Raw genomic sequence first — 23,006 nt, forward strand, 5'->3', positions numbered from 1 at the left:
AGGCGGCGAGGAACGGACGAACATCACAGCGGGCCGGTGGCCACGGCGAGCGCCACCGGCTCCACCTGCGGCAGCGACCTCCAGGAGATGTCGTGCCAGACGCCGCGCGGCTGGTCCAGGCGGACGGGGATTCGCCACGGAGCCCCGGCGAGTCCCAGCCGCAGAGCTTTGGCCACGGCTTCCTGGACCGCCCAGACACGCGCGAACGCGGTGGCGGCGTCGGGCTGTCCGAGCGCGAGGAGGTCGGCGGCCTGCGCACCGCAGCAGCGCCGGACCAGCCGCTCGTTCAGCACCGGCGGGGGCTCCTGGACGTCGATGCCCACCGGGCCGGTGAGCCGGACGGCCACCGCCGTGTGGCGGCCGGAGTGGGAGAGGGACACGCCGAGGTCGCCGTCCGGGATGTAGGGCGCTCCGCGGGCGTCGAGGCGGATGGGCACCCGGCGCGGGTCGACCTCCGTGAGCTCGGCGACCAGGTGGCGCAGCAGGGACCGTCCGTGCGCGAACTCCCGCCACCGGTGCGGAGGCATTCCAGCGCCGCGGGCCCGCTCCTCGCGGGACAGTACGGTTTCGTCAGGTTCTTCCCGTTCGGGTCGCGGCAGGACGCGGATGAACACCATGGGGTCCACCTTGACGAGGGTCATGGTCGCGACTCCGCTTGTCCTGCGGCTGCGGGAACTCCGTCGGCGATCAGTTCGAGCATGGTCTCGGTGCTGCCGCCGGCGACGCCGAAGGCGCGGACGTCCTGGGCGGTGCGCAGCAGTTCGCTGCGGGCGGTGAGGCCGTCGGCGCCGTCGAGATGGAGGCAGGTGTCTGCGACGTCCCCGGCCAGGGTGCCGACGGCAGCCTTGACCACAGCGGTGTCGGAGAGTGGGAAGCGGCCGGTCGCGGTGGCTCGGGCGGTGATGTCGTCGACGAGGGCCTCCAGCAGCCGCACCCGGGCGAACAGGGCGGCCAACCGCTGGCGTACGGCGGACTCCGCCCACAGGGTGCGGCCCGCCAGGCTGCGCCGGGCGGCGTCGGCGGCGGCCGCGGCCAGCAGTCGGCGGCAGAGCGACACCGTCCACATGCCGCCCGCCAGACGTTCGGCTCCCATCTGCTCTGTGAAGGCGGTCATGCCTCGGCCCGGGCGGCCCAGCATGGCGTGTGCGGGCAGGCGGACGCCGTCCAGGGTGAGGGAGCCGAGACCGGCGCCGGCCATCAGGGGTGTCTCGACCGGCTCGATGCTCACGCCCTGGGCGTCCGCGGGCACCATGACGAGGCAGAAGTCGGAGAAGTGCCGGCCGGGGCGGTGTCGGGCCAGGACGAGGAAGTTATCGGCCCACCGGGCGCCAGTGATCCAGGTTTTGCGCCCGTCGACCACGAGAGCGTCCTCGTGTCGGCGCACCGTGGTGGTCAGGCCTGACAGGTCCGAGCCGGGCGCTCCGGAGTCGGTGGCGGCCAGTGCGGCCGTCGCCGTGCCCCGAACCAGGGGGCCGGCCCGCTCGGCGCCGGCCAGCCGCAGTGTCAGCGGAGTGACGGTCGACAGATGCAGCAGCAGGGCCAGTTGGGCACCGTTGGGCACGCGGCCGGTGAGACCGGCGAGCACGGTCCGCAGGATCGGCAGTCTCAGGGGCTGTCGGAGGTCCGTGGCCGACAGGCAGTCCTTGACGACTCCGGCCGCGCCGAGGGCGTGGATCAGTGTCCGGCCGTCGGCCGGTTCGCCGGTGACCTGCGGGGATCGCAGCGCGCTTTCCAGGCGCGACACTGTGTCGTCGGGATCGGTCGGGTTCGGCGGTCGGGCGCCCGCGAGGGCACTGTCAGCCGGCAAGGGAGACCTCCCTGTCGAGCAGGCACATGGCGCCGTTCGCCGCGAGCAGGCGGTCGTCGGCGTAATTGAGGCTGGCCGATCGCAGGTCGCGGAACAGCCGTTCCAGGGGCAGTTCGGCGTGGCGTATGTATCCGTGCCGCAGACCGACCACCCGGACCAGCTCATCGACACAGGCGAAGGAACGTTCCGCCGTAAAGACCTTCAGGGCGTTGAGCCTCAGCTGGACGGGCGGCGAGCCCGCCTCCGCAGCGCCGCGGTGTCGCTCGCTCTCCGCGGTCACCTGCGCGAGCAGCGCGGCCATGGCGTCGAGGTCCATGCGCACCCGGGCGAGACGGCTGCGCAACTGCTGTCCGTCGATGTCGAATTGACGTCGTCCCGCCGGGGAGCGCAGCAGTTCCAGCACGGAGCGAAGCGCGCCGCGTGCGGCGCCGAGCCAGCAGGCGGCCCAGGCGATGTGGCCGGCGGGCACGAAGTCGGCGACTGCCACCTCCCGGAAGGCCCCCCGCCGCCCTACGACCGCGGACTCGTCCACCGTGCCGCTGAGCCGTAGCGGGATGCTGTGGGTGCCGCGCATACCCATCGGGTTCCATCGGGCCGCGCCCTCCTCCACCGTGAGCCGCCCGCGATCGGCGTAGACGGCCGTCACTTCGTGCGGCGCTGCTTCAGGACCGTCGCGAACGGTGATCAGGAAACCATCAGCGTGTCCGCCTCCTGTGACGATCGGCGCGTCGCGGTCGAAGCGGAGCGCACCGCAGCTTTCGTCGGTCAGGGGGGAGTGGGCGCTGAGCAGGTGTCCCCCCTTGACCTTCTCGCTGGTGACGGAGGCCACGTAGACCTCGCCGCGGGCGATGCGGGGCAGCAGGTGGTGGCACAGGTCCGGGCTGCCGTGGCCAACGAGGGCGGTGACCTGCTGGCAGTGCATGGCCCAGATCATGGCGGTCGACAGGCACTCCCCGGCCAGGTCCCGGGCCACGTGGGCCAGGTCCGCCAGATCACCGCCCAGCCCTCCGTACTCCCGGGGGACGAGCAGGCCCATCAGGCCGCTCTCCCGCAGCGCGGTCAGGCCCCGGACCGGGAAGGCGGCAGCGTCATCGATACGTGGTGCGTCCTCGCGCAGCACGGGCAGCACGGTCGCGACGCGAGCGTCGAGCGGTGCCTCACGGCGTGTGGCGGAGGCTGCCGTGGCGGTGCTCACGCGGTCTTCCTCAACTGCTGTTCCACGACCGCGCGCAGGCTGGACGGAGTGGCGAAGGTCTCGGCGTTCATGTCGGATTCCGGGACGGTGATGCCTGCCTCCTCTTCGATGTCGAAAAGCAACTCCATGGCCTGCATGGAGTCGAGTCCCAGCCTGGCGAGCTGGGCGTCCTGCGGCAGCGGCTCGTCGGCCGGGAGGTAGGGGAGGCGGCTGCGCAGAAGGTTCTCGAACTGGTCGTCGGTCATGCGTGCACTCCTTCGAGGTGGTGGTGTGGCGTTCCGGTCGCAAGGGGGAGAGCGTCGCGGCGGCACAGGCTCAGACGGGTGGCGGAGACGACGCGTCCGGCGTCGACGACGATCTCGGCGGGCAGGTCGTGCCCGAGGAAGGCGACGAGGCTCGCGGACAAACCGTAGGCGCCGACGTTGGGGACGGCGAGCACGTCGCCCACCTCCATGGCGGGCAGGGGGATGTTGCGGCTGAGGGTGTCGAGCGGGGTGCACAGGGGGCCCGCGAGCACACCCGGCGTACGATTCTCGGGCGCCGCCGGACGCGGTTCGCCGCCGGCGGCGACTTCTATGACGTCCGGGGAAACCGGCGGGACCCGCCGGAGACCCGACATGCCGCCGAGGTGGTGGATGCCGGTGTCCAGGACGGTGAAATGGGTGCCCTTCGACTCCTTGGCGTCCAGGACGGTGGTCAGCAGATGGCCGCAGTCCCCCGTGAGGTAGCGGCCGGACTCGAAGGCGACGGTGATGTCGCCCTCGCGCCAGCCCGGCAGGCCGCTGTCCAGGACGGTGCCGAGCGCCCCGGCCAGCGAGGCGAACACCGGCCGGTCACCCTGCCGCGCGAACGGCGTGCCGAAGCCGCCACCGAGATCGATGGTCGTGAGGTGTTCGCCGACCGAGGAGCGCAGTTCGGCGGCCAGCTCGACGCCGATGGTGAACTGCCGCAGCAGGCGCTCCTCGTCGCTGATGTTCGTCCCCATGTAGAGGTGGAGGCCGGTGACCCGTGCGAGTTCACCACCCTGGAAGAGGTGGGGTTCCCGCAGAATCCAGGAGGCGTCCGCGCCGAACTGCGATGCGGTTCCGGTCATCGAAAGGCCCATACCAGGTACGGCCTGATCGGCGTTGACCCGCAGAAGGCAGTCGACGGGTGTACCGAGCCGCTCGGCCTGGGCGGCCACCCGTGCGAGATCGGTCGGTGAGTCCACGGAGAAGTGAGTGACCTGCCGGGTGAGGGCGTGGGTGACGGCACCCTCGGTCTTTCCGGGGGCGGTCAGCAGGATCCGGTCTGGTGCCGCGCCGGCCGCCAGCGCCGCGTCGAGCTCTCCGGCAGAGGCGACCTCGGTCCGGCAGCCCAGGCCGGCGAGGCAGGCGATGACATCGGGGTGCGGATTGGCCTTGACGGAGTAGTACAGCTCGGTGCCGGAGGGCAGCGCGGTCCGCAAGTCGGCGTGGGCGGAGCGCACCGCTTGGAGGTCGTAGACGTAGGCGGGCGTGCCGTAGCGGCGGGCGATGTCGGCGAGGTGCGTCATGCGGGCGTCCCGGATGTGCGCAGCGTCTCGGCCAGTGCCTGCTTGTCGACCTTGCCGTTCACGCTCAACGGCAATTTGTCGAACACCCGATACCGCGCCGGAAGCTTGACCAGGTCGAGGCGCTCGCCCAACTCCTTGGCCACGTGTGCGGCGGACAGATCGGCGCTCACGGCCAGTACTGCCCCGCGTTCGTCGGTCGGCGGCAGGACGGCGGCGAGGTGGACGCCGGGGATGTCGAGCGCGGCGGCCTCCACCTCCACCGTGCTCACCCGGAAACCGCGTTGCTTGTACTGGTCGTCGTCACGTCCGGCGAAATACAGGTAGCCGTCGGCGTCGATCCAGCCGCGGTCGCCGGTCCGCAGCAGCGGCTGGCCGATGTCGTCGCGCGCGAACCGGGCGGCGGTCAGTTCGGGTGCGCGCCAGTAGCCTGCCATGACGTGCGGGCCACGGACCACCAGCTCACCGGTTTCTCCCGGGGGCAGGGGCCGGCCGTCCGGGCCGGCGGCGTAGACCTCGGTGTCGCGCAGCGGCCGACCGACTGATCCCGGGCGCACCAGGTCGAGGTCGGGTTCGGCGATGGAGACGCGTTTGCACTCGGTCAGGCCGTACATGGGTACGACGGACAGCGTGGGGATCGCCTGGCGCAGCCGGGCGCTCAGGCCGGGTGAGAGGGCCGCACCCGTGTTGGTGACGAGCCGCAGGAGCGGTGGCGCGCTCTCGGACCGGGCGAGCAGCCGGAGCAGGGTGGCCGCCAGGGAGGGGACGAGCGGGAGCACGGTGGCGCCGTCGGCCCGCAGCGCTGTGAGCAGGGCAGGGCCGGCCTGGCTGCTGTCGCCGAGTATGAGATGGGCGCCGGAGGCGCAGGCCAGGTAGACCTGGTAGAGACCGTAGTCGAAGGAGAGCGGCAGGCAGGAGTAGACCCGGTCTTCGGCCCGGTAGCGCAGGGCGTCCTGGATAGCGCCGACCGCGAAGAGCACCTGGCGGTGGGTCGAGACGACGGCTTTGGGCATGGCGGTGCTGCCGGAGGTGTAGGTCAGGGCGACGGCGTCGACTGACAGACAAGGCGCCCGTCCGTCCTCCTGCCGTGCGTCAAGCGACGGCAGGGCCGCGGTCCGTGCGTCGTACCAGTGGACGGGGCACGCGGCCGCTCCTTCGACGCGTGCGGCGGCCTCGCCCGTGGCCAGGATGGCTGCGGGTCCGCTGTCCTCGATGATGTGGCGCAGGTGGTAGGGCCGCGTCTGGTCGCTGACCACGCAGTACAGCGCGCCCAGGCGAGAGACGGCGAAGAGGGCGGCGACGGTCTCTGCGGCGTGAGGGGCGAGGGCGAGCACTCGGTCGCCTCTGCCGACGCCGTGGCCGGCGAGCCGTTCGGCCAGCAGCCGGCTGTGCCGCTGGAGTTCCTGATAGGTCCAGGTGGTCTCCGCCCGCGTGAGGGCCGGGGCGTGCGGGGTGCGTTCCGCCTGGCGGTCGAGCAGGTCGTGGAGCAGTGTGGCGGTCATACGGTGTCCTCCTGTCGGACGTCGGGTCCCGCCGGTCGGTCGGGCAGGAACAGCTCGGCGATCGAGGTGATCGACTCGAACGCCTCCGGCATGATCCGCTCGGCGGGTACCTCGCGACCGGCCCGTTCCTCCAGCCCTTCCAGAACGGCTATCACCGCCAGAGAGTCGAATCCGGGCAGGTCGAACAGACAGCGCGCTGAGCGGACCTCGCCCTCCGGCAGGCCGAGGTGCTCGGCCACCAACGCGGCCGCCGCCCTGCCCAGCGCGTCGACGTCGGGGAGGTTGTCCGTCACCTTGCTCACCGGACGCCCCCCAGCGACGGGACGGCCAGGTTGTGCAGTGCCGAGCGTGCGATCTTGCCGGTACTGGTGCGGGGCAGTTCGGCCACGAGGCCGAGGGACGCGGGCACCATGTAGGCGGGCATCCTGCCGCGGCAGTGCCGGACGAGCAGGCGGGACAGTTCGTCCTCCGGGACGTCCGATCCGGCCGGGGAGGGAACCACCAAGGCAGTGAGCGTGTGGGTGTGTCGAACGTCGGGGACGGCGAGGACAGCAACGTCCGCCACCAGCGGGTGGTCGCCGAGCACGGCCTCCACCTCGCCGAGTTCAACCCGGTAGCCGCGTGTCTTGACCAGTCCGTCACGCCGGCCCAGCAGGTGCAGGAGTCCGTCCTCGTCGCGCCGGGCGAAGTCGCCGGTGCGGTAGAAGCGGTGGAGCCCCGACTCCGTGGCCGTCACCACGGTGGCGTCTGCCGTCAGCTCCGGGCGATTGAGGTAGCCCGGGGTCACGCAATCCCCCGCGACCAGGATCTCTCCTTCCGCCGCGGCCCGTTCGGAGGCGGTGCCGTCGGCCGCCAGGAGAGCGAGTGTGACGCCGCGGACCGGGTGGCCGAGCGGGACGCGGGCGGCGTCGAGGTCGTGGGGCGCGACGGGGAACGCGGTGACGACGTTGGTTTCAATGGGGCCGTAGAGGTTGGCGACCCGGGCCGGGGCGACGGCGGCCAGGAAAGAGGCCAACGCGCTCGGCCGGAACTCCTCTCCGGCGTACAGCACCTGTCGCAGGTCGGGCAGCGCGCCGGGTTCCAGGGAACTCCGGTGCAGGAGCGCGGTCAGGGCGGACGGCACGGCGTAGAGGTGGCTGATCCGGCGTTCCTGGAGAAAGCGCAGCAGCGCCTGCGGGAAGAGGGCGGTCCGCTCCGGTACCAGGTGCAAGGTCGCGCCGGCGGCCAGGCCCGCGTAGACGTCGTAGACCGGCAGGTCGAAGTGCAGGGGTGCGTGCACGGCGACCTGGTCGCCCGGGCTCAGCGGATAGGTCTCGCCGACCGAGTCCAAGAAGGCCGTGACGTTGCGACGGCTGATCACGACGCCCTTCGGGATGCCGGTGGAGCCCGAGGTGTAGAGGACGTACGCCTCGGCGTCGCGGCCCGGGGCAGCGGTGGCGGGCGGACCGTTCACCGTGTGGGGCGACGAGTCGGCGGCGTCGAGGTGTCGCCGCAGCGCCTCGGGATCCGCGGGGTTCTCCGGGAGGACCACTACGGGGCACGGCAGGTCCGTACCGTCCGGGTCAGGGCGCGTGGTGATCAACGTTTCGCATGCGGCGTCACGTAGGACGAACCGCTGGCGCTCCGGCGGGGAGGCGGGGTCCAGGGGTACGTAGGAGCGGCCGTCGGCGAGGACGGCCAGCATCACCGCGATGGTCGTCGGCGCCTTGTGCGTCGCCACGGCGATGCGCCCGCGGCCGGGGGCGAGCCGCGCCAAGTTCGCCGATATCGAACGGACGGCGATGGCTAACTCCGCGTAGGAAACAGGCCGTTCGGGGTCGTGCAGCGCGACTGTGTCCGGCCTGCGCGCGGCTTCGTCCAGAATGTGTTCGTACCAGAACATCGTTCTCCTGACCTGAGGGTCGGACGTACGTGCACGGTGCGCGGGATCAGAGGACCTGACGGGACAGGGCGTCCACGAATGTTCCTTCGGACGCGGTGGCGAATTCCAGGCTCTCGCGCGCTGACGGCGGAACGCTCTTGCCTGAGGAAGTCCGTCGAAAAGCGAGGTAACAGGCCTGAGCGGCACGCTTCCACGGCTCTGTCACCTGTTCGTCGAACAGAACGGGAAGGTCCTTCCCGTTTCGCCTCAGCGCCTGCCATTCGTCCGCGTGAGCGCCGAGCCATCGGGAGTGCAGTGCCCGGGAGCGGGAAAGCAGCCAGGTTTGCAGGGAATAGTGGTCCCAACTGGCCGGGCTCTGCTCGTCCAGGCTGCCGAGAAGATGTCGGTACGCCTTCTCCTCGAAGGCTGAGCGCAGTGCCCGCAGATTGTCGGTCATGTATGCAAAAGCGGACGAGTGCTTCCCCTCGCCCGGTCCATCCTGGTGGAGGACTCCCCACCGGCTGCCGCGGAGCGCGGGGGCGAGGGCATCAAGGGTCACCGTGGTGGACAGCGGCTTGGCCGCACCCCAGCGTGTGGCGTTGTCATAAGGGTCGGTCACATCCAGGACCAGGTTTCGCGGACGCTGGAGCGAGCCGTGCGCTCCGTCGACCACGAAGCCGTGGTCCATGTGCTGATGACCGTGGTACGGGAGCCAGGGAAGGTGGAAGGCGTCGCCCACCACGAGGACCGGCCGGCCGTGCTCCAGGTGGCCGCCCCACTGCCGTGCGGCGTCTTCCACATCACGCGTGGTGTGCCATGTCAGGCGTAATCCCGTCCTCGCGGCGATCCGTTCCTCCAGACCGGGAGCAGGCAGCAGCACCCGCACAAGGCCGTGGGGCTCCTGCTGGAGTTGGAACCGCCAATCCGAAGAGAGAGGTTCCTCGACGTCTTTCACTCCATGGTGGGCCAGCAGAAGTGACAGGTCATCGGAGACGCAGTCCATGAGAGCGCCCGGAACTCGGGAAAGGTGAGAAGCGCAGGAAAGGCCGACGTCAAGTGGTGCGGAGTTATGCATGGTTTCTCCATAATCCTGCGGGTCGGCGAAGCGCCTTGTGGTGGATTCCATGTAAGGGTGGACATTCTTCCTAATATTGGCGAAATGCACCTGTCAAGGGGTGGAATGCACCGGGATGGAACCGACTCGCTGGATCATCTGGCTTCCCCCTGCCGTCGGCGACGAGCCCACCATGTCGCACGGCCAAGTTCCCGGGTCATGCATCTCAACACGCGCCACTCCGTACCGTGTTTAAGTGACACGAACTGAGAGGGGGGTGTCGCGCGGAACACGGGGGACTGTAAAAAATGCCTTGCGGAGAAGGTGACGTGCGTGCTGTCACTGAAGCCTTTCCAACCTATCCGGCTGTTCTCGACCAGAAAATCCGTCTCCACCTCTGTGCTGGCCCTGGTGAACCGGGTGCTCTCCAGCAGGTGGATCGTGCCGGTTGAAGCGGACCAGGCCCGTCAGCCGAGGTCGGTGGTGCAGGTGGCGGCACGGGGCCGGTTACGGGCCCACTTCTTGAGGTCGCCGACGCGCTGGAGGAGTTCGGCGCCGCGCTTGCCTGCCGGACCGGGGAAGGCCGGGTCGTCGGTGCGTGCGAAGCGCAGTGCGGCCCGGGTGAGGCCGGGCAGGTGGTGTGCGGCGGCCTCGCGGAGCCCCCACCGCCTGCTCGTCGCCGACTTCGCCCGTTTCTGCGGCGCGATGACCGCCGTGACCAATCAGTATGCCGCGATCCCTCCCTGCATTTCGGCTGGTCCCTGCTTTGTGGCATCGTCATCGCCGTCGTGGCCCCCAAGCCGTGGACGAAGGCACTCAGCACGCTGCACCCGCTGTTCACGGTCACCGCCATCGCCGGCACCGCCAACTACCGGCTACGGAAAGCGGTGGACGGGACGACGGTAGTGGGACTCGGGTTCGCGCTGACGGACCTGCCCCAAGGGCAGCGGGCGGGACGGGCGCCGCGGCCGGCCCGCCAGACGACTGCGCCCCGCGCAGGGGCGCGAGGCCGCACGGCGCGGACACGGCCGGCACCGCCCATCTCGCCCGGCTGCGATGCGTGAGCGGCGACGTCGCCGAACCCTGGCTGGGCCTGACTCCCGCCCTGTACACACGTATCGCCCGCGAAGTGGACGCGGTGTGACACTGCGCCGGCGACATCACCCTCACCGGCGAGCGGGAACGTCTCTTCCGGGGCAGCGTGCACGGCACAGTTCGGGTCCTGGACTTCCTGGCCCTCACGCCGGCTCACTGCCGGCTGGTTCACCTGAGCACGATGGCAGTGGCCGGCACGCGTCCCGAGGGACACGTCGCCGAAGACGAACTGGCGGACGCCTGCGGACGTGAGATCATCCGATGCCTCAAGCGATACGCGGCCCGCGGGGTCTTCAACCTGGTCAGACCGGTCTCCCGTACCCCCGCGTTATAGGGGCGTCCGTGAGACGTGAGAGGGTCTACGGCGTGAGTGAGACACCGTCGAACACCCTGCAATACCGCTTTGACGGGCCAGAAGAGGCTCCCGTCCTGATCCTCGGTCCCTCACTGGGCACCACATGGCACATGTGGGACCGGCAGGTTCCGGAGCTGACGCGGCAGTGGCGCGTCTTCCGGTTCGACCTGCCGGGCCACGGCGGCGCCCCCGCGCACCCGGCCGGATCGGTGACCGAGCTGACCGCCCGGCTGCTGGCCACCCTCGACGCGCTGGGCGTGCAGCGCTTCGGGTACGCCGGCTGCTCCCTGGGCGGCGCGGTCGGCGTGGAGCTGGCCCTGCGCCACCCCGAGCGCCTGGCCTCCCTGGCGCTGATCGCCGCCTCGCCCCGGTTCGGGACCCCGGACGAGTTCCGCCAGCGCGGGGTGATCGTCCGCACCAACGGCCTCGACCCCATCGCCCGCAGCTCCCCGGACCGCTGGTTCACCACCGGATACGCCGCCGCGCAGCCCGCGATCACCGACTGGGCCGTGCAGATGGTGCGCACCACCGACCCCGGCTGCTACATCGCCGCCTGCGAGGCGCTGGCCTCCTTCGACGTCCGGGCCGAACTGGGCCGGGTCGGCGTGCCGACGCTCGTCCTGGTCGGTTCCGAGGACCAGGTCACCGGCCCGGCGGAGGCGCGCACCCTGGTGGCCGGTATTCCGGACGCCCGCCTCGCCGTGGTGCCCGGCGCCTCCCACCTGGTCCCGGTGGAGCAGCCCGCCGCCGTCACCGACCTGCTGGTCCGGCACTTCTCGACCGCCTGGCAGCCCGCCTTCGGGTCGAGCACGGGGCAGCTCGCCGTCGTGGCGCCCCCCGTCCGGCCCGCCCTGACCGTGCCCGCGCAGGCCCCGCGGACCGCGCCCATCGCCGAGATCGCCCCGGTGGCCGCGCCGCCCCAGCCCGCGGCCGGCCCGGACCCGTACGAGTCCGGGCTCACGATCCGCCGCCAGGTGCTGGGCGACGCGCACGTGGACCGGGAGCTGGCGGGAGCGGACGCGTTCTCCGGCGACTTCCAGGAACTGCTCACCCGCTTCACCTGGGGCGGGATCTGGTCCCGGCCCGGGCTGGACCGGCGCACCCGCAGCTGCGTCGCCCTGGCCGCCCTGGTCGCCGGCGGCCACGCCGACGAGCTGGCCGCCCACACCCGGGCCGCCCTGCGCAACGGCCTCACCCCGGACGAGATCAAGGAGGTGCTGCTCCAGACGGCCGTCTACTGCGGGATGCCCGCCGCGGCCGCCGCCTTCCGGGTGGCCCAGCAGGTCATCCAGGAGGAGACGACCCCCACGGAATGACCCGTACGGGCGCTCCGCGCCGGCGGTCCGCGCGGACCGTCCCGCACCGCGCGCTCCGTACGGGCGCTCCGCGCGGCATGTCCCGTGCGGAGCGCCCCCGGGCCCGCGGCCCGCCCTTCCGGTTCCCGTAGCCGGGTACCCGGACCACCAGGCCGGCGTCCCCGGGCCGCGGGAACACGCGGAAGGATGGGAAGCATGAAGTTCACGAAGAAGTCGCACTCCTGCGTCGTCCTCGACAAGGACGGTCGCCGCCTCGTCATCGACCCCGGGGTGTTCAGCGAGGAGGACGCCGCGGCCGGCGCGGACGCCGTCCTGATCACGCACGAGCACCCGGACCACTTCGACGAGGGCCGGCTGCGCGCGGCCCTGGAGGCCCGCCCGGGCGCCGAGGTGTGGACCCTGAAGTCCGTCGCGGACCAGATCGCCGCCGCCTTCCCGGGCCGCGTGCATACCGTCGGCCACGGCGACGCGTTCACCGCCGCCGGATTCGACGTGCGGGTCCACGGCGAGCTGCACGCGGTGATCCACCCGGACATCCCGCGCGTCACCAACGTCGGCTATCTGATCGACGGCGGCGCCGTCTTCCACCCCGGCGACGCGCTCACCGTGCCCGACCAGCCGGTCGACACGCTGATGCTCCCGGTGATGGCGCCCTGGAACAAGATCTCCGAGGTGATCGACTACGTCCGCGAGGTCAAGCCGCGGCGCGCCTACGACATCCACGACGCCCTCCTCACCGACCTCGCCCGTCCCGTCTACGACCGCCAGATCGGCGCCCTGGGCGGCGCGGAGCACCTGCGGCTGACCCCGGGCGACGCCGCGGAGCTGTGAGGGCGGACGGCCTGCCGGGCGGCGTTGTCGGCGCCGCCCGGTAGGTTGTGGAGCATGCGCATCGCGACCTGGAACGTGAACTCGATCACCGCCCGACTGCCGAGGCTGCTGGCCTGGCTGGAGAGCAGCGGCACCGACGTGCTGTGCCTCCAGGAGGCCAAGGTCGCCGAGGACCAGTTCCCGGTCGAGCAGTTGCGCGAGCTGGGCTACGAGGCGGCGGTGCACGCCACCGGGCGGTGGAACGGCGTGGCGGTGCTCTCCCGGGTGGGCCTGGCCGACGTGGTCAAGGGCCTGCCCGGCGACCCCGGTTACGAGGGCGTCCAGGAGCCCCGCGCGATCTCCGCGACCTGCGGCCCGGTCCGCGTCTGGTCCGTCTACGTGCCCAACGGCCGCGAGGTGGACCACCCGCACTACGCCTACAAGCTCCAGTGGTTCGAGGCGCTGAAGGCGGCCGTCGCGGGCGACGCGGCCGGCGGCCGCCCGTTCGCCGTCCTCGGCGACTACAACGTCGCGCCGACCGACGACGACGTGTTCGACCGGGCCGCCTTCGAGGGCTCCACCCACGTCACCCCCGCCGAGCGCGCCGCGCTGGCCGACCTGCGCGGGGCGGGCCTCGCGGACGTCGTCCCCCGGCCGCTGAAGTACGAACACCCGTTCACCTACTGGGACTACCGCCAGCTCTGCTTCCCCAAGAACCGCGGTATGCGCATCGACCTGGTGTACGGCAACGAGCCGTTCGCCAAGGCGGTCGCCGACGCCTACGTCGACCGCGAGGAGCGCAAGGGCAAGGGCGCCTCGGACCACGCCCCCGTGGTCGTCGACCTGGACGTCTGAGGGCGACACCGGCGTCCCGCCTGTGGTGCGCGCGGGGGCGCCGGTGCCACGCTGGGTCCATGAACCTCCCGTTTGTGGGCAACTGGCGAAAGAAGCACGGCCCCTCCCTCGGCGTCGCGGTGGCCGTCGCGGGCGAGGACCCCCCGGGTCCCGGGGACCTCGCCGACCTCCTCTCCGCCTGCGAGCTGCTGCGCGCCCAGGCCGCCGAGGCGGACGTACGCCTGGACGAGTCGGCGGCCTCGCTGGAAGCGCTCGACCAGATGCTGCCGGGCTGGCGGGACGACGCGGAGAAGGTCTCGGACCTCGGCAACGACGCGGGCCTGTACCTGGGCACGGTCGTCGTGCGCACGGTTCCCGGCGCCGTCTGGGAGCTGTGGCCCAACGGCCACCCCGTCGTACGGCTGGCCTCCGGACGGGAGTTCGACGTCGTGGCGGCCGGTCTCGCCTGGGCGGACACCGGTGTTCCCGAACTGTCCCAGCTCTACGCGGAGGTGGCCGAAAGCTGACCCCGGGTCCCGAACTCCACACCGGCGGGTCCGGCGGATCCATCCTGGACTAGGATGTGCCGTTCACGGCCGTCGCAGGGGGCAGCGGTCCACAAGAGCCATACCCGGCCGGCGGCAGCCGGAGATCACTGCTCGGACAGCGAGGCGCACGGTCCACGGTCGTCCGCGAACGAGGAGAAGGTCAGCTGCGCGCCGGACGGGATGTGCTCGCCGTCTCGTCGGCCGGGGGCCGCGGTTCCGGCGGGGGAGTCCGGGCCGCCCGGGTCACGTCCGCCACCAGTTCGACCACGTCCGGGCCGTACGCCTGGGAGTTGACCACCTTCAGCAGCAACACGAACGAACCGCCCCCGTACCTGCGGGCCAGCCGCTCGTGGTGGCGGGCGAGATAGCGGGTGGCGGCCTGGTTGTCGACGGCGCGCTGGCCGCAGAAGAGGAAAACGGGACGGCCCCCGAAGCGGCGCTCCCCGGCGACGATCCGGGCCAGGATGACGTACTCGCTGCGGCCCGCCTCCACCCGGTACCGCTCCCCGCCGATGACGAACGCGCCCCGGTCCGGCCTGGCTTCGGCCTCCACGTTCACCCGCACCCCGGGCAGCAGGGAGGACAGGTGCGCGGCCATCCGGCGGTTCGGTACAAGGTTCCAGCGCCCACCTTGCACTCACTTTCATCACGGCCGCCTGACCTGCGCAAACAAGTCGTCCTCTGCTTCGGCGGCTTCTCTGCGGCAGAGGCACCGCTCTTAAGGACCCGGAGCCGAACGCCTGCTGTGGAGCACGAAGGCCTGGGGGTCGAGGACTTGATGGAAGGGACTTCGTCACCCGGTGCAGGACGAGGCCTGATGACGCAGAGAGCCCTGCGCCTGTTCGGATACGGCCGGGGCTCCTCATACGATTCGACACACCCGCCCCGGATCAGGTTCCTTGAAGATGGTGTTCATCGTGTCCGTGATCACCAGCGTCCCGCATACGAACGCGACCGATGGCACGACGACAGCCGCCTGCGGCAGCAGCCCTCACGGGGCCGGGGGAGCCGCTACGGCATGACCCCGTGAGGGAGTGCGGGGGGAGGGCGAGCACTGGTCCACCAGGGCGTCCAGCGCGTGGAGGAACGCGGTGTGGGTCCCGGAGGTCTGGGCCGCCCGGATCACCTCGTCCAGGAACTCGTAGGCCTCCTCGTCCGTGAGGCGGCCCAGCCAGGGGAAGGCGGTGCTGTGCACGGCGTCTCCTCAGGAGCCCTGAGCTGTATCGCGCGCGGCCGAGTCCTGAGGCTCGTGCAGGTGGCCAAGCTCGACGAGCAGGTCGTCCCAGGCGAAGTGCGGAGGGTGCCAGAGCAGGGTCACACCGTGCTCCCGGCAGTAGGCCCCCGTCTCGTCCTCGGTCGGGAACTCGTGGTCCCCGCTGATGCAGAGGGTCATCGCGCCTCCCTCAGGGCCTTGCGCAGGAGGGCTCCCTCCGCGCAGTCCTCTGGGCAGTCGGGACACACCAGCACGTGGTCGTAGAGGGCCTTGTATGCCGCCTTGTACTCCTCGGTCATCGTGGAGGCTCGCTCATCAGCTCGACCCAGACCTGCTTGCCCCAGCGGTAGAGGTCGGTGCCCCAGCGCTCGGCGAGGACATCGACCAGGAGGAGTCCCCGGCCGCCGGTGAGGAGTTCGTCGCTGGGCTTGACCAGTTCCGGCAGCACCCTGGCCTTGTCGACCACGCCGATCCGGACGAACCGCTCGCTCGGCCGGCTGACGATGACCCGGATCACCCGGCTGTTCGTGTGCTTGACGGCGTTGGCGACCAGCTCCGAGACGAGCAGTATCGCGGTGTCCGTCAGCTCCTCCAGGTGCCAGGCGGCCAGGGCCGTCCGTACGAGCTTGCGGGCAACCTCGGCGCTCTCCTCCAAGCCCGGGAGGGTCTCGGAGTATCCGGGGTATCCCGTGGGGTGCGGCTTCGCTGGCAGGATCATCTGGACCTCGTCCGCTGTCGAACGGTCAGGAAGGACCGCCGACTTCGCCTCCCTGCGGCGTCTGAGCGACAGGAAACCCGGGAAGCAAGTCGGTTGCAGCGACCGTAGAAAAGCCCGCAGATCGGCCTCAACAACCTTCTACGGATTTCTATGCGCTCTACCCGAGATGGGCAATGGCAGCGGTGATCAGCTCACGGGCACGAGCCCCGTAAACGGCTGAACGGCCGAACGTTTGGCAGGCTCTGACGTACTGTTCGACCTCGCTGGGGGCGGTGATCTTGACCAGCGCCGACAGAAGCTCCACATGCACCCGTGTGTCGTCGAAGACGCTGAACGTCTCAAGGGGCCACGTCGGGCGGCGTGCGGAGAACGGGATGACACCGATGCTGACCGACGGCAGGGACATCAACGAGAGCAGATAGCCGAGCTGGCCGGCCATCGTCTCGGCATCGCCGATCTGGTACCGGAGTACGGACTCCTCCACTAGGACCGAGAATCGGTTCCCCGCCGTGAAGAGCACACGCGACCGCTTCATCCGGGCCTCAACGGCCTCCGCGACGTCGTCGGGGGTGTGGTGGAAGCGGGCGATCGACCCCAGGAGCGCGGTGGCGTAGGCGGGCGTCTGGAGCACCCCGGGGACGACGGTGGAGCAGTACACCCGGAACAGACGCGTGCGCTCGTACAGCTCGACACGCGACTCCTGGAGGTGCCGCAGACCGGTGCGCTGGAGGCGACGCCACTCCATGTACATCGAGTCCACCGACTGCGCGGAGGCCACCAGGTCGTCCACGGCCCGGTCCGCCCCGCACGCAGCGCACCAGGCCCTGATGTCCGCTATCGCCGGGGGAGTCCGGGCGTTCTCGATGCGGGAGACCTTCGAGGGGTACCAGTCCAGCCGCCGGGCAAGCTCTGTCGCCGACAGCCCCGCCTCCGTACGGATCTCCCGCATACGGATGGCGAGCTGGCGTCGGGCAGCTTGAACGGCGGCTGTCGGTGACTCGGTCATGCCTCGTGGCTCAGATGGTGTAGCGGTCGTGCGGAAGCGCGCGGCTCCAGATGCTCTCGAACGCCTCGGACACGTTCTTGATCACGTCAGGGTCGTCGCAGAGGGTGTGTTCGACGAAGGCTCCGTCGCCGGAGAACAGGCCGAACCGGATTAGGTCGTTGTCGAAGAGCCACAGATCATTCCCTGGGATCAGTAGGTCGGAGGCCAAGCGGCGTGGCAACCATCGGACCTCCTCACCCGCCATCACGTTCTGGAAGGTGCAGGAGTGCTCGTACCGTACGTACTCGGACAGCGGTTCGGACACCACCCGGGCCCGGCGCACGCTGACGCCCCGCGCCACCCCCTCAGCGATGGAGGAGTGGAAGGAGTTCCACCACTGGTCCCGGTTCTCGGGGGTGTGCCGGTGGCCGGCTCTCCACGCCGCGAAGTCCTCGTCCTCGTTCGCGACGCCGTAGACGTCCCGGGTTTCCAGGTGGACCGCGCTGCGGCGGCAGCTCGCCAGCAGGTCAGCGAACGGCGGGACCGTCTGCGACATCACACGCCTCCCTGATCGCGGCCATCATGCGGGCGGGCAGCCGGACCACGGCCTCGGTGTCGGGGATGCTCCCGGTCTTCAGGCACTCCCGCTCTGTCTCGTCGTCGGCCTTCCACCCCTGGATGATGAAGTCCTTCGTCTCCTCGTCCACCCAGACGGTCGGGCAGTTGTCGCCGTTGGTGTTCGGGTCTTTCGCGATGAATCGTAGCGTCATGGCTCTCCCCAATTCCTCTGGCTTCTACAGACTTCTACGACCGTCACCCATCGGGACGGCCACGGTCAATACCGCACGCCTGTGCTCGGATGTCCTCCCAACGCAGAGAAGCGCCCCCTCCGGCCGGAGCCGAGAGGGGGCGCTTGTGGGGCTCCTGCCAGAGAGACACCGGGGAGCACAGTACGGGAGTCAGACCTTCGGGACCTTCAGCTTTCCCCAGGAGGTCGGGCCGGGAGGCCACTTCGCATCCGATCCGGTGAACCCCAGCTTGCGCTGGAACGCCTCGTACGAGTCGACATCGGCCTGCCCAAGCACCGGGCCCGGACCGACCTGGTACTTACCGCAGCCCTCGGCCACCAGGCGCTTGCCCATGGCCGTGAAGACGGGCGAGGACTTCCCCAGGGCGGGCCGGGAGCCCTTCATGAAGAACTGGGCGCCGGGGTAGGGCTCGTACTGCACAGGGGCCGGGGAGGGCTTCGTGGCAACCGGGAAGGCGGGCCAGGTACCCGGGTCGGTGTGAGAGTTCTCAGGCACCTGGGCATGGGCGTACCAGCCGGCGGTGGTCTCCCAGGTGTGCTCGTCCCGGTGGCCGGTGAACCCGTTGGGCTTGCCCATCGGCCAGATGTCCGGGACGCCCCAAGAGTGCACCCAGGCGTGCAGCTCGTCCCAGCCCTTGCAGGGTGTGTCCTCCAGGGACTCGTAGACCTTGCCGTTGTAGCGGCACCAGGGGAAGAAGAGCGCCTCCACCTGAATCACCACCGAGCCGGCCCGGTTGGTCCGGGTGCCCCCGGAGAGGTCCACGAGGGACTTCGAGCGGCTGTTGGCCGGGACGAACTGAACGAACCGGCCGGTGAACGGATCCCAGAGGATGTGGGGCGCCACCGGCTTCCCGGAGGGGTTGGTGCCGAAGTACGACCGGAGGCTGGTGAAGGGGACGAGGTCCAGGGGCTTGGCCTTGGTGGCCGACCTATCCCACGTCACGTGCGCCACTGCCTTGGCAGGTCCGCCATCCGTCGGGGCGTGGTTACCGATGTCGAGACGTTCTGCCCCGGGCATCCAAAGATCCGACATGGCGTCACCTTCCCATGTAGAGTGTGCATATGACTGCACGTTCGGCCGCCGAGCGGCTCTGGGCGCGGATGGGTCCGCTGCCCGACGAGGGATGCTGGATATGGCCCGGCTACAAGAACTCCGCCGGGTACGGAAAGATCGGGGTGTACGGGCGGAACGCGGAGGGCGCATACTTGCGCACCTCGACCTACGTCCATCGCGTCTCGTACGAGGACAAGGTGGGTCCGATCCCGGAAGGGCTCGTCATCGACCACATCTGTCGAGTGCGGGCCTGTGTGAACCCGGCCCATCTGGAGGCCGTGACCCAGGCGGAGAACCTGCTCCGGGCCGAGTCGTCCCTCCCGGTCCTCAATGCGGCGAAGTCGCAATGTCCGGCGGGGCACGAGTACACCCCGGAGAACACGTACGTGGGACCGAATGACACCCGGTTCTGCCGCACCTGCAACAGGGAGCAGAAGGCCGCCCGCAGGGCTCTCCCGCCCGAGCAGCGGGCCCAGCCGCGTGGGGGGCGGCCTCGTAACGGCAAGTGGAGCCTGGTCGCTGATGCCTGCACCGAGTGCAGCACCACGATGGTCCGACACCAGGCCGGTGGGCTCTGCGCCAACTGCTACGCGAGGGCCCGTCGTAAGGCCAAGAGCGCTTCTGCCTAGTCCGCCTTCGCCCGCCGGACCACCGTCGGTGGGGGCGTGGTCGCCTATGCCGAGGTGCTCGGCACCCGGCATCCAGAGGTCGGGCATGGTGGGCTCCTTCGGGGGTTCCGGCGGGCATGAAGAAGCCCCCTACGGCGGGGTGCCGAGGGGGCTGGAGGAGAAGGCTCAGGAGGCCGTGGGCGGGCCCTTGGGGTGGTTACGCAGGAACGCGAGGTACGAGCAGAAGCGGACGATCAGGAGGACGTCGATGGCGGCCAGGAGGCCGAGGGACAGCAGGATGTCCCACCACAGGTCCGTGGGGTGGGCACCGCGGATCACCAGCAGGGTGAGACTCCGCACGTACCAGAGGGCCACGACGATGACCCAGTACGAGGCGTTGACCTCGGTGAGCCGGAAGAAGTACCGGGGCCGGTGGAGCGACAGGAAGCCGAGGGCGAAGAGCAGTCCGGTGACGAGAAGGACGTAGAGGGTCAGGGCGTACACGGGAGACCTCCTTGCTCAGCCTTCGCGGAGCCGGCCGAGCACGACGGACTCGATCCAGTCGCTGTACTGGTTGGCGCGGTTGTGGGCTCGGAGCTGCGCCTCCACCCGGCGGCTCTCGGTGAGCTTGGCCTCCACCTCGCGGCGGTGGGCAAGCGCATCTCGGAGGGACTTCTCGGCAGCCCTCTTCGCGGTCTCCGCCTCGGCGGAGGACAGGGGCATACGTCGGGTGAAGGGCCACATGTCATGCGCTCCCGGGCAGTGCGGGACGGTGGCCGAGTTCTTCGAGCAGGTGGGTCAGCGTCTTGCCCTGCTCGACCGCGACGTCTCCGCGCTCCTCGGCCTTGGCGAGTTGCTTTCGCGTTGCCTGGTGCGCATCCCGCTCCTTCTCAAACGCCTCTCGCCACTTGTCGCGGTCAGCGGTGAGAGACGTCATGACGTACTTCGGGACGATGACGCCAAGGATCAGCAGGACGACGACCAGGCCAACGACGCCGTACTGGGCGAACTGACCTATCAGCTTGCCGACGTCGGGTCCCGAGTCCTCGGCTGCGGCGATCCTGAGCAGGTCAGGGATCGACAAGGGGACCTCCTTGCGGGGTGTGCGCAGGAGGATCCAGCGCTGCGGGGGTATACGAAAGCCCCGGCACGATGGCCGGGGCTTCGGTAGATGACGATCAGATCGAGCAAAACTCGGTGATCTCGTTCGGAGAGCCGGATCGCTGCTTGACCGAGATGGACGTCGGGATGATGGCCTTTTCGACGTCGGCCCCGGAGGCCCTGATCTCCGCTGACCCAGTCAGTCTCAGGCGGCACAAGGGACATTCGAGCGCAGAGGCAGTGAAGTCGTCTGCGGCATCGGCTGCGGTCACAGGGCGTAGGGTCAAGTTCGCGCGGCCTCCGCAGGCGGGGCAGGCCGTAGTGCCGACCACTGCGTTCAAGCTGCCGTCCGTCGTGAAGGCGATCGTGTCGACCGACACGATGCTGCTGGGCTGGTGCTCCTGGAGGAGCTTCTCTTTGACGCCGTCGGGGAGGTCCTTGAAACGGTCGTCGAAGATGTGTCGAGCCTGCTTGATGCGGAGCGCTACACCCCGTTCGATCTCGCTCCGCAGCCTGTCGACCGCCACGTTTACCGCGCTTGTCCAGCGGTCCCAGAAGTCGTGGTCCGAAATGCCGAGGTGCTTCAGCATGGGCCCGACGGCCTTGGCGAGGGTCGGGATGTGGGTCTTTGCCTCATCACCGACCGATGCGTGGACCGTGCCGTTGCGCTGTTCGATCAGCAACTTCAAGTCGGCGTCCACCTTCAAGATGTTGAGACTCGACAGCCGACTCAGGGCCTCCGTTGCGGTGATCGTGTAGATCCTGGCCTTCTGACCACTCAAATGCACCTTGCCGCTCGCGATGTAGAGCGGGTTCAACTTGTAGAGGACGGCCTTGGCGAGGCGCTCGATCGCGACGCCTGCGTGTAGGGCGAACTCGTCGTACTCGCCGCGTGCGTGATCGTCCATGGCCTTGTAAGCGGCCTTCTTCGCGCCTTCGAAGAAGCCCTCGAAAGAGAAGGAATCGTCCATGGATGGACGGTAGTCGTCCCTGTAGTACAGGTGCGATTGGTTTCAAAGATTCAGCCCTGGCTGGACAACCAGGCCGACCTGGCTGGCGGAGCTGGTTCATCGGGACCTGGTTCGAGATGAACCAGGTCCGCTGTGGCGTCGTTCCGCTGCATGTGCTTTCCAGGCAGGCGAGCGAAGCAGAGTAGCCGCTGCCGCCAGCTTGCGGCGAACCGTCTCATCGAACTGAGAGGGGAACTTCCGAATCAGGAAGCGCGACTCCTTCAGGAGTTCACGAGCGATGTCCTCCCGGCCGTCTCGCAGGGCAGCAGTGAGCCACGTCAGGTTGCGCTGTACGTAGGCGGGAGCATCCTTGGCCTTCGTCGGAAGCGTGCTGCGGTTTCCAGAGTTGCCGACCGGGTTGCGCTCGGCTCTCAAGTCCCAGGTAGGTCCGCCCGCTGTGAGTCTCGCCGTATGGATCTTCGCCATTTCACCATCTTGACCGGGGCCAAGATCGAGGTCAACGGGATCTACTCCGGGCACCCGTAGGGAAGGACCTACGCGACGCGCGTGAGCTGGAGGTACGAGTTCGTCCGCACGATGGTCGCGGTGGTGTCCGAGGCGTTCTGGGCCCACCGGAACTGCACGTTGCCCGCCGTGGAGGAGGTCACCACAGTCGCCCAGATCTGGAAGGCGACCTGAGTGCTCCCGCCCGGAGCCGAGTACACGTCCGGGTCAGAGTTCAGGCCCGAAGTGCCCGTCTGATCGGACCAGCGCAGCACTGTGCCCGAGGGAACGGACCAGTCGAACTTGATGTCTCCCGTGGTCCCGCCCGAGAAGACACACATCAGGAACAGGGTGTACGTCGCGTTGGCCACCACCGGCAGCACGAGCTGGCTGTCGTTCGTCAAGGTGGTCGACGAGGTGATCGACTGGTCCGAGGTTTTACGGACGAACAGGATGCGGCCGACGCCGGTGACGCTCAGGTTGCCGGAGACGGTGAGGTTGCCGGAGACGGTGCCGCCCGAAGAGGGCAGCGCGCCGACGTCGGAGGCACCCAGCACGACGGCACCGGTCTTGGTGTTGACCGAGGTGACCGTAACCGCCGAGTCCACGTAGGCCTTGGTAGCGGCGTGCAGTGACGCCGTCGGTGAGCCGGGCAGGGACAGGGCTCCCGACAGAGTGCCACCCGACCGGAAGAGGAACTGGCTGTTGGCGTACGCGCGGTCACCGTGAGGATCGCCGGCTGCGGTGTGTACCGAGACTGCACTGTTCGCCGCGGTGACCGAGCTGCTGTCGACGTAGGCCTTGGTGCTTGCCTCGTTCGGAGTCGCCGGATTGCCCTGAAGGGTCAGGGGCCCTTGCATGGAGCCACCGGCGAGTTCCAGCTTGTTGGCCTGGAGGTCGGCGAGCGATTCTCCGAGGTCGGTCGCCTGCATGAGAACCCGGTAGCCGGCGAGGCCGAAGTCCAGGTAGAGAGTGGTGACGTCATCGGGACCGTAGAAACCGACGACCGAGTTCGAGTCCGAGGTTATGGCGGTGATCGGTGTGCCCGACAGGTCGGTCAGATCGGTGATCTGAGTGCCGCCGCTCAAGGAGTCCCACACAGTTCCGACCGAGCCCGGCCGGAGCTTCAGGTCCTCACCCACCTGCTCCACGGTGAC

Annotated in this window: 29 protein-coding genes and 1 pseudogene; 6 read left to right on the plus strand and 24 right to left on the minus strand. The window is 69.7% G+C overall.

Annotated elements, in window-relative coordinates; translation table 11 throughout:
• Positions 1–23: 23 nt before the first annotated feature.
• The 10 genes from ABEB07_RS34930 to ABEB07_RS34975 form a co-directional block, all read right to left on the minus strand.
• Positions 24–641: a 4'-phosphopantetheinyl transferase family protein gene (locus ABEB07_RS34930; RefSeq protein ID WP_345672060.1), complete on the minus strand. Its 618-nt coding sequence runs from the start codon at positions 639–641 to the stop codon at positions 24–26.
• The gene (locus ABEB07_RS34935; protein WP_345672061.1) at positions 638–1,807 is read right to left on the minus strand and encodes an acyl-CoA dehydrogenase family protein; all 1,170 of its coding nucleotides are present in this window, start codon (positions 1,805–1,807) and stop codon (positions 638–640) included. The genes ABEB07_RS34930 and ABEB07_RS34935 overlap by 4 nt, the downstream gene beginning before the upstream one ends.
• Entirely contained in the window at positions 1,797–3,002 is a 1,206-nt protein-coding gene (locus tag ABEB07_RS34940) for an acyl-CoA dehydrogenase family protein (RefSeq protein WP_345672062.1), read from the minus strand. The genes ABEB07_RS34935 and ABEB07_RS34940 overlap by 11 nt, the downstream gene beginning before the upstream one ends.
• On the minus strand, positions 2,999–3,247 hold the full coding sequence (locus ABEB07_RS34945) for a phosphopantetheine-binding protein (RefSeq protein WP_345672063.1): 249 nt from the start codon (positions 3,245–3,247) through the stop codon (positions 2,999–3,001). The genes ABEB07_RS34940 and ABEB07_RS34945 overlap by 4 nt, the downstream gene beginning before the upstream one ends.
• Entirely contained in the window at positions 3,244–4,536 is a 1,293-nt protein-coding gene (locus ABEB07_RS34950; RefSeq protein ID WP_345672065.1) for a type III PLP-dependent enzyme domain-containing protein, read from the minus strand. Before ABEB07_RS34950 ends, ABEB07_RS34945 begins: the two co-directional genes overlap by 4 nt.
• Complete coding sequence (locus ABEB07_RS34955) at positions 4,533–6,035, minus strand: class I adenylate-forming enzyme family protein (RefSeq protein WP_345672067.1); 1,503 nt, start codon at positions 6,033–6,035, stop codon at positions 4,533–4,535. Before ABEB07_RS34955 ends, ABEB07_RS34950 begins: the two co-directional genes overlap by 4 nt.
• Positions 6,032–6,337: an acyl carrier protein gene (locus ABEB07_RS34960; protein ID WP_345672068.1), complete on the minus strand. Its 306-nt coding sequence runs from the start codon at positions 6,335–6,337 to the stop codon at positions 6,032–6,034. Before ABEB07_RS34960 ends, ABEB07_RS34955 begins: the two co-directional genes overlap by 4 nt.
• Positions 6,334–7,917, minus strand: coding sequence for an amino acid adenylation domain-containing protein (locus ABEB07_RS34965; RefSeq protein ID WP_345672069.1), 1,584 nt, complete (start codon positions 7,915–7,917; stop codon positions 6,334–6,336). The genes ABEB07_RS34960 and ABEB07_RS34965 overlap by 4 nt, the downstream gene beginning before the upstream one ends.
• A 46-nt stretch (positions 7,918–7,963) precedes the next feature.
• Positions 7,964–9,022 carry a BtrH N-terminal domain-containing protein gene (locus ABEB07_RS34970; RefSeq protein ID WP_345672070.1) on the minus strand — a complete coding sequence of 353 codons (1,059 nt, stop codon included), beginning with the start codon at positions 9,020–9,022 and terminating at the stop codon, positions 7,964–7,966.
• Positions 9,023–9,417: 395 nt separating this feature from the next.
• Positions 9,418–9,672, minus strand: coding sequence for a hypothetical protein (locus tag ABEB07_RS34975; RefSeq protein ID WP_345672148.1), 255 nt, complete (start codon positions 9,670–9,672; stop codon positions 9,418–9,420).
• 66 nt (positions 9,673–9,738) lie between these two features.
• Between ABEB07_RS34975 and ABEB07_RS34980 the strand changes: the two genes are divergently transcribed.
• The 5 genes from ABEB07_RS34980 to ABEB07_RS35000 all read left to right on the plus strand — a co-directional run bounded on the left by ABEB07_RS34980 (position 9,739) and on the right by ABEB07_RS35000 (position 13,887).
• Positions 9,739–10,014, plus strand: a complete 276-nt coding sequence (locus ABEB07_RS34980; protein WP_425589136.1) for a hypothetical protein — start codon at positions 9,739–9,741, stop codon at positions 10,012–10,014.
• Between the two features lie 397 nt (positions 10,015–10,411).
• Positions 10,412–11,716: a bifunctional 3-oxoadipate enol-lactonase/4-carboxymuconolactone decarboxylase PcaDC gene (gene pcaDC / locus ABEB07_RS34985; RefSeq protein ID WP_345672071.1), complete on the plus strand. Its 1,305-nt coding sequence runs from the start codon at positions 10,412–10,414 to the stop codon at positions 11,714–11,716.
• Between the two features lie 195 nt (positions 11,717–11,911).
• The gene (locus ABEB07_RS34990) at positions 11,912–12,547 is read left to right on the plus strand and encodes an MBL fold metallo-hydrolase (RefSeq protein ID WP_345672072.1); all 636 of its coding nucleotides are present in this window, start codon (positions 11,912–11,914) and stop codon (positions 12,545–12,547) included.
• A 54-nt stretch (positions 12,548–12,601) separates the two neighbouring features.
• Positions 12,602–13,381, plus strand: coding sequence for an exodeoxyribonuclease III (locus ABEB07_RS34995; RefSeq protein WP_176151097.1), 780 nt, complete (start codon positions 12,602–12,604; stop codon positions 13,379–13,381).
• 59 nt (positions 13,382–13,440) lie between these two features.
• Positions 13,441–13,887 carry a DUF6278 family protein gene (locus ABEB07_RS35000; protein WP_176151098.1) on the plus strand — a complete coding sequence of 149 codons (447 nt, stop codon included), beginning with the start codon at positions 13,441–13,443 and terminating at the stop codon, positions 13,885–13,887.
• 181 nt (positions 13,888–14,068) lie between these two features.
• Here ABEB07_RS35000 and ABEB07_RS35005 read toward each other — a convergent pair.
• The 9 genes and pseudogenes from ABEB07_RS35005 to ABEB07_RS35045 form a co-directional block, all read right to left on the minus strand.
• Positions 14,069–14,515 (minus strand): annotated as a pseudogene (locus tag ABEB07_RS35005) (hypothetical protein); the annotation flags it as partial.
• A 384-nt stretch (positions 14,516–14,899) separates the two neighbouring features.
• The gene (locus ABEB07_RS35010) at positions 14,900–15,103 is read right to left on the minus strand and encodes a hypothetical protein (protein WP_345672074.1); all 204 of its coding nucleotides are present in this window, start codon (positions 15,101–15,103) and stop codon (positions 14,900–14,902) included.
• Between the two features lie 9 nt (positions 15,104–15,112).
• Positions 15,113–15,301, minus strand: coding sequence for a hypothetical protein (locus ABEB07_RS35015; RefSeq protein ID WP_345672075.1), 189 nt, complete (start codon positions 15,299–15,301; stop codon positions 15,113–15,115).
• Positions 15,298–15,420 carry a hypothetical protein gene (locus ABEB07_RS35020; protein WP_345672076.1) on the minus strand — a complete coding sequence of 41 codons (123 nt, stop codon included), beginning with the start codon at positions 15,418–15,420 and terminating at the stop codon, positions 15,298–15,300. Before ABEB07_RS35020 ends, ABEB07_RS35015 begins: the two co-directional genes overlap by 4 nt.
• Positions 15,417–15,839 (minus strand): ATP-binding protein, encoded by a 423-nt coding sequence (locus tag ABEB07_RS35025; protein WP_345672077.1) that lies wholly within the window; start codon positions 15,837–15,839, stop codon positions 15,417–15,419. The genes ABEB07_RS35020 and ABEB07_RS35025 overlap by 4 nt, the downstream gene beginning before the upstream one ends.
• Positions 15,840–15,996: 157 nt before the next feature.
• On the minus strand, positions 15,997–16,845 hold the full coding sequence (locus ABEB07_RS35030) for a helix-turn-helix domain-containing protein (RefSeq protein ID WP_345672078.1): 849 nt from the start codon (positions 16,843–16,845) through the stop codon (positions 15,997–15,999).
• 10 nt (positions 16,846–16,855) lie between these two features.
• Positions 16,856–17,380, minus strand: coding sequence for a DUF6879 family protein (locus tag ABEB07_RS35035; protein ID WP_345672079.1), 525 nt, complete (start codon positions 17,378–17,380; stop codon positions 16,856–16,858).
• A complete protein-coding gene (locus ABEB07_RS35040) occupies positions 17,352–17,594 on the minus strand; it encodes a hypothetical protein (RefSeq protein ID WP_345672080.1) in 243 nt (80 codons plus the stop codon). The genes ABEB07_RS35035 and ABEB07_RS35040 overlap by 29 nt, the downstream gene beginning before the upstream one ends.
• Before the next feature lie 189 nt (positions 17,595–17,783).
• Positions 17,784–18,575: a peptidoglycan-binding protein gene (locus ABEB07_RS35045; RefSeq protein ID WP_345672081.1), complete on the minus strand. Its 792-nt coding sequence runs from the start codon at positions 18,573–18,575 to the stop codon at positions 17,784–17,786.
• A 119-nt stretch (positions 18,576–18,694) separates the two neighbouring features.
• Between ABEB07_RS35045 and ABEB07_RS35050 the strand changes: the two genes are divergently transcribed.
• Positions 18,695–19,315, plus strand: a complete 621-nt coding sequence (locus tag ABEB07_RS35050) for an HNH endonuclease signature motif containing protein (protein WP_345672082.1) — start codon at positions 18,695–18,697, stop codon at positions 19,313–19,315.
• A gap of 165 nt (positions 19,316–19,480) precedes the next feature.
• Here the strand turns inward: ABEB07_RS35050 and ABEB07_RS35055 are convergent, their stop codons facing one another.
• The 5 genes from ABEB07_RS35055 to ABEB07_RS35075 form a co-directional block, all read right to left on the minus strand.
• Positions 19,481–19,798, minus strand: a complete 318-nt coding sequence (locus ABEB07_RS35055; protein WP_345672083.1) for a hypothetical protein — start codon at positions 19,796–19,798, stop codon at positions 19,481–19,483.
• Between the two features lie 15 nt (positions 19,799–19,813).
• Complete coding sequence (locus ABEB07_RS35060) at positions 19,814–20,038, minus strand: DUF7620 family protein (protein WP_425589137.1); 225 nt, start codon at positions 20,036–20,038, stop codon at positions 19,814–19,816.
• A gap of 1 nt (position 20,039) precedes the next feature.
• On the minus strand, positions 20,040–20,378 hold the full coding sequence (locus ABEB07_RS35065) for a hypothetical protein (RefSeq protein WP_345672085.1): 339 nt from the start codon (positions 20,376–20,378) through the stop codon (positions 20,040–20,042).
• A gap of 94 nt (positions 20,379–20,472) precedes the next feature.
• On the minus strand, positions 20,473–21,366 hold the full coding sequence (locus tag ABEB07_RS35070; RefSeq protein WP_345672086.1) for a hypothetical protein: 894 nt from the start codon (positions 21,364–21,366) through the stop codon (positions 20,473–20,475).
• Between the two features lie 533 nt (positions 21,367–21,899).
• Positions 21,900–22,991: a hypothetical protein gene (locus ABEB07_RS35075; protein WP_345672087.1), complete on the minus strand. Its 1,092-nt coding sequence runs from the start codon at positions 22,989–22,991 to the stop codon at positions 21,900–21,902.
• Positions 22,992–23,006: the final 15 nt, after the last annotated feature.

The sequence above is a fragment of the Streptomyces similanensis genome (genome assembly GCF_039543625.1).
Classification (GTDB): Bacteria; Actinomycetota; Actinomycetes; order Streptomycetales; family Streptomycetaceae; genus Streptomyces; species Streptomyces similanensis.

Coding starts and splice junctions, on each gene's coding strand:
- ABEB07_RS35040 (WP_345672080.1), bottom strand. CDS start 17,594: ATGACGCTACGATTCATCGCGAAAGACCCGAACACCAACGGCGACAAC.
- ABEB07_RS35070 (WP_345672086.1), bottom strand. CDS start 21,366: ATGGACGATTCCTTCTCTTTCGAGGGCTTCTTCGAAGGCGCGAAGAAG.
- ABEB07_RS34990 (WP_345672072.1), top strand. CDS start 11,912: ATGAAGTTCACGAAGAAGTCGCACTCCTGCGTCGTCCTCGACAAGGAC.
- ABEB07_RS34995 (WP_176151097.1), top strand. CDS start 12,602: ATGCGCATCGCGACCTGGAACGTGAACTCGATCACCGCCCGACTGCCG.
- ABEB07_RS35050 (WP_345672082.1), top strand. CDS start 18,695: ATGACTGCACGTTCGGCCGCCGAGCGGCTCTGGGCGCGGATGGGTCCG.
- ABEB07_RS34965 (WP_345672069.1), bottom strand. CDS start 7,917: ATGTTCTGGTACGAACACATTCTGGACGAAGCCGCGCGCAGGCCGGAC.
- ABEB07_RS34970 (WP_345672070.1), bottom strand. CDS start 9,022: ATGGAATCCACCACAAGGCGCTTCGCCGACCCGCAGGATTATGGAGAA.
- ABEB07_RS35060 (WP_425589137.1), bottom strand. CDS start 20,038: ATGTGGCCCTTCACCCGACGTATGCCCCTGTCCTCCGCCGAGGCGGAG.
- ABEB07_RS35020 (WP_345672076.1), bottom strand. CDS start 15,420: ATGACCGAGGAGTACAAGGCGGCATACAAGGCCCTCTACGACCACGTG.
- ABEB07_RS35000 (WP_176151098.1), top strand. CDS start 13,441: ATGAACCTCCCGTTTGTGGGCAACTGGCGAAAGAAGCACGGCCCCTCC.
- ABEB07_RS34950 (WP_345672065.1), bottom strand. CDS start 4,536: ATGACGCACCTCGCCGACATCGCCCGCCGCTACGGCACGCCCGCCTAC.
- ABEB07_RS34930 (WP_345672060.1), bottom strand. CDS start 641: ATGACCCTCGTCAAGGTGGACCCCATGGTGTTCATCCGCGTCCTGCCG.
- ABEB07_RS35015 (WP_345672075.1), bottom strand. CDS start 15,301: ATGACCCTCTGCATCAGCGGGGACCACGAGTTCCCGACCGAGGACGAG.
- ABEB07_RS35030 (WP_345672078.1), bottom strand. CDS start 16,845: ATGACCGAGTCACCGACAGCCGCCGTTCAAGCTGCCCGACGCCAGCTC.
- ABEB07_RS34945 (WP_345672063.1), bottom strand. CDS start 3,247: ATGACCGACGACCAGTTCGAGAACCTTCTGCGCAGCCGCCTCCCCTAC.
- ABEB07_RS35025 (WP_345672077.1), bottom strand. CDS start 15,839: ATGATCCTGCCAGCGAAGCCGCACCCCACGGGATACCCCGGATACTCC.
- ABEB07_RS35035 (WP_345672079.1), bottom strand. CDS start 17,380: ATGTCGCAGACGGTCCCGCCGTTCGCTGACCTGCTGGCGAGCTGCCGC.
- ABEB07_RS34955 (WP_345672067.1), bottom strand. CDS start 6,035: ATGACCGCCACACTGCTCCACGACCTGCTCGACCGCCAGGCGGAACGC.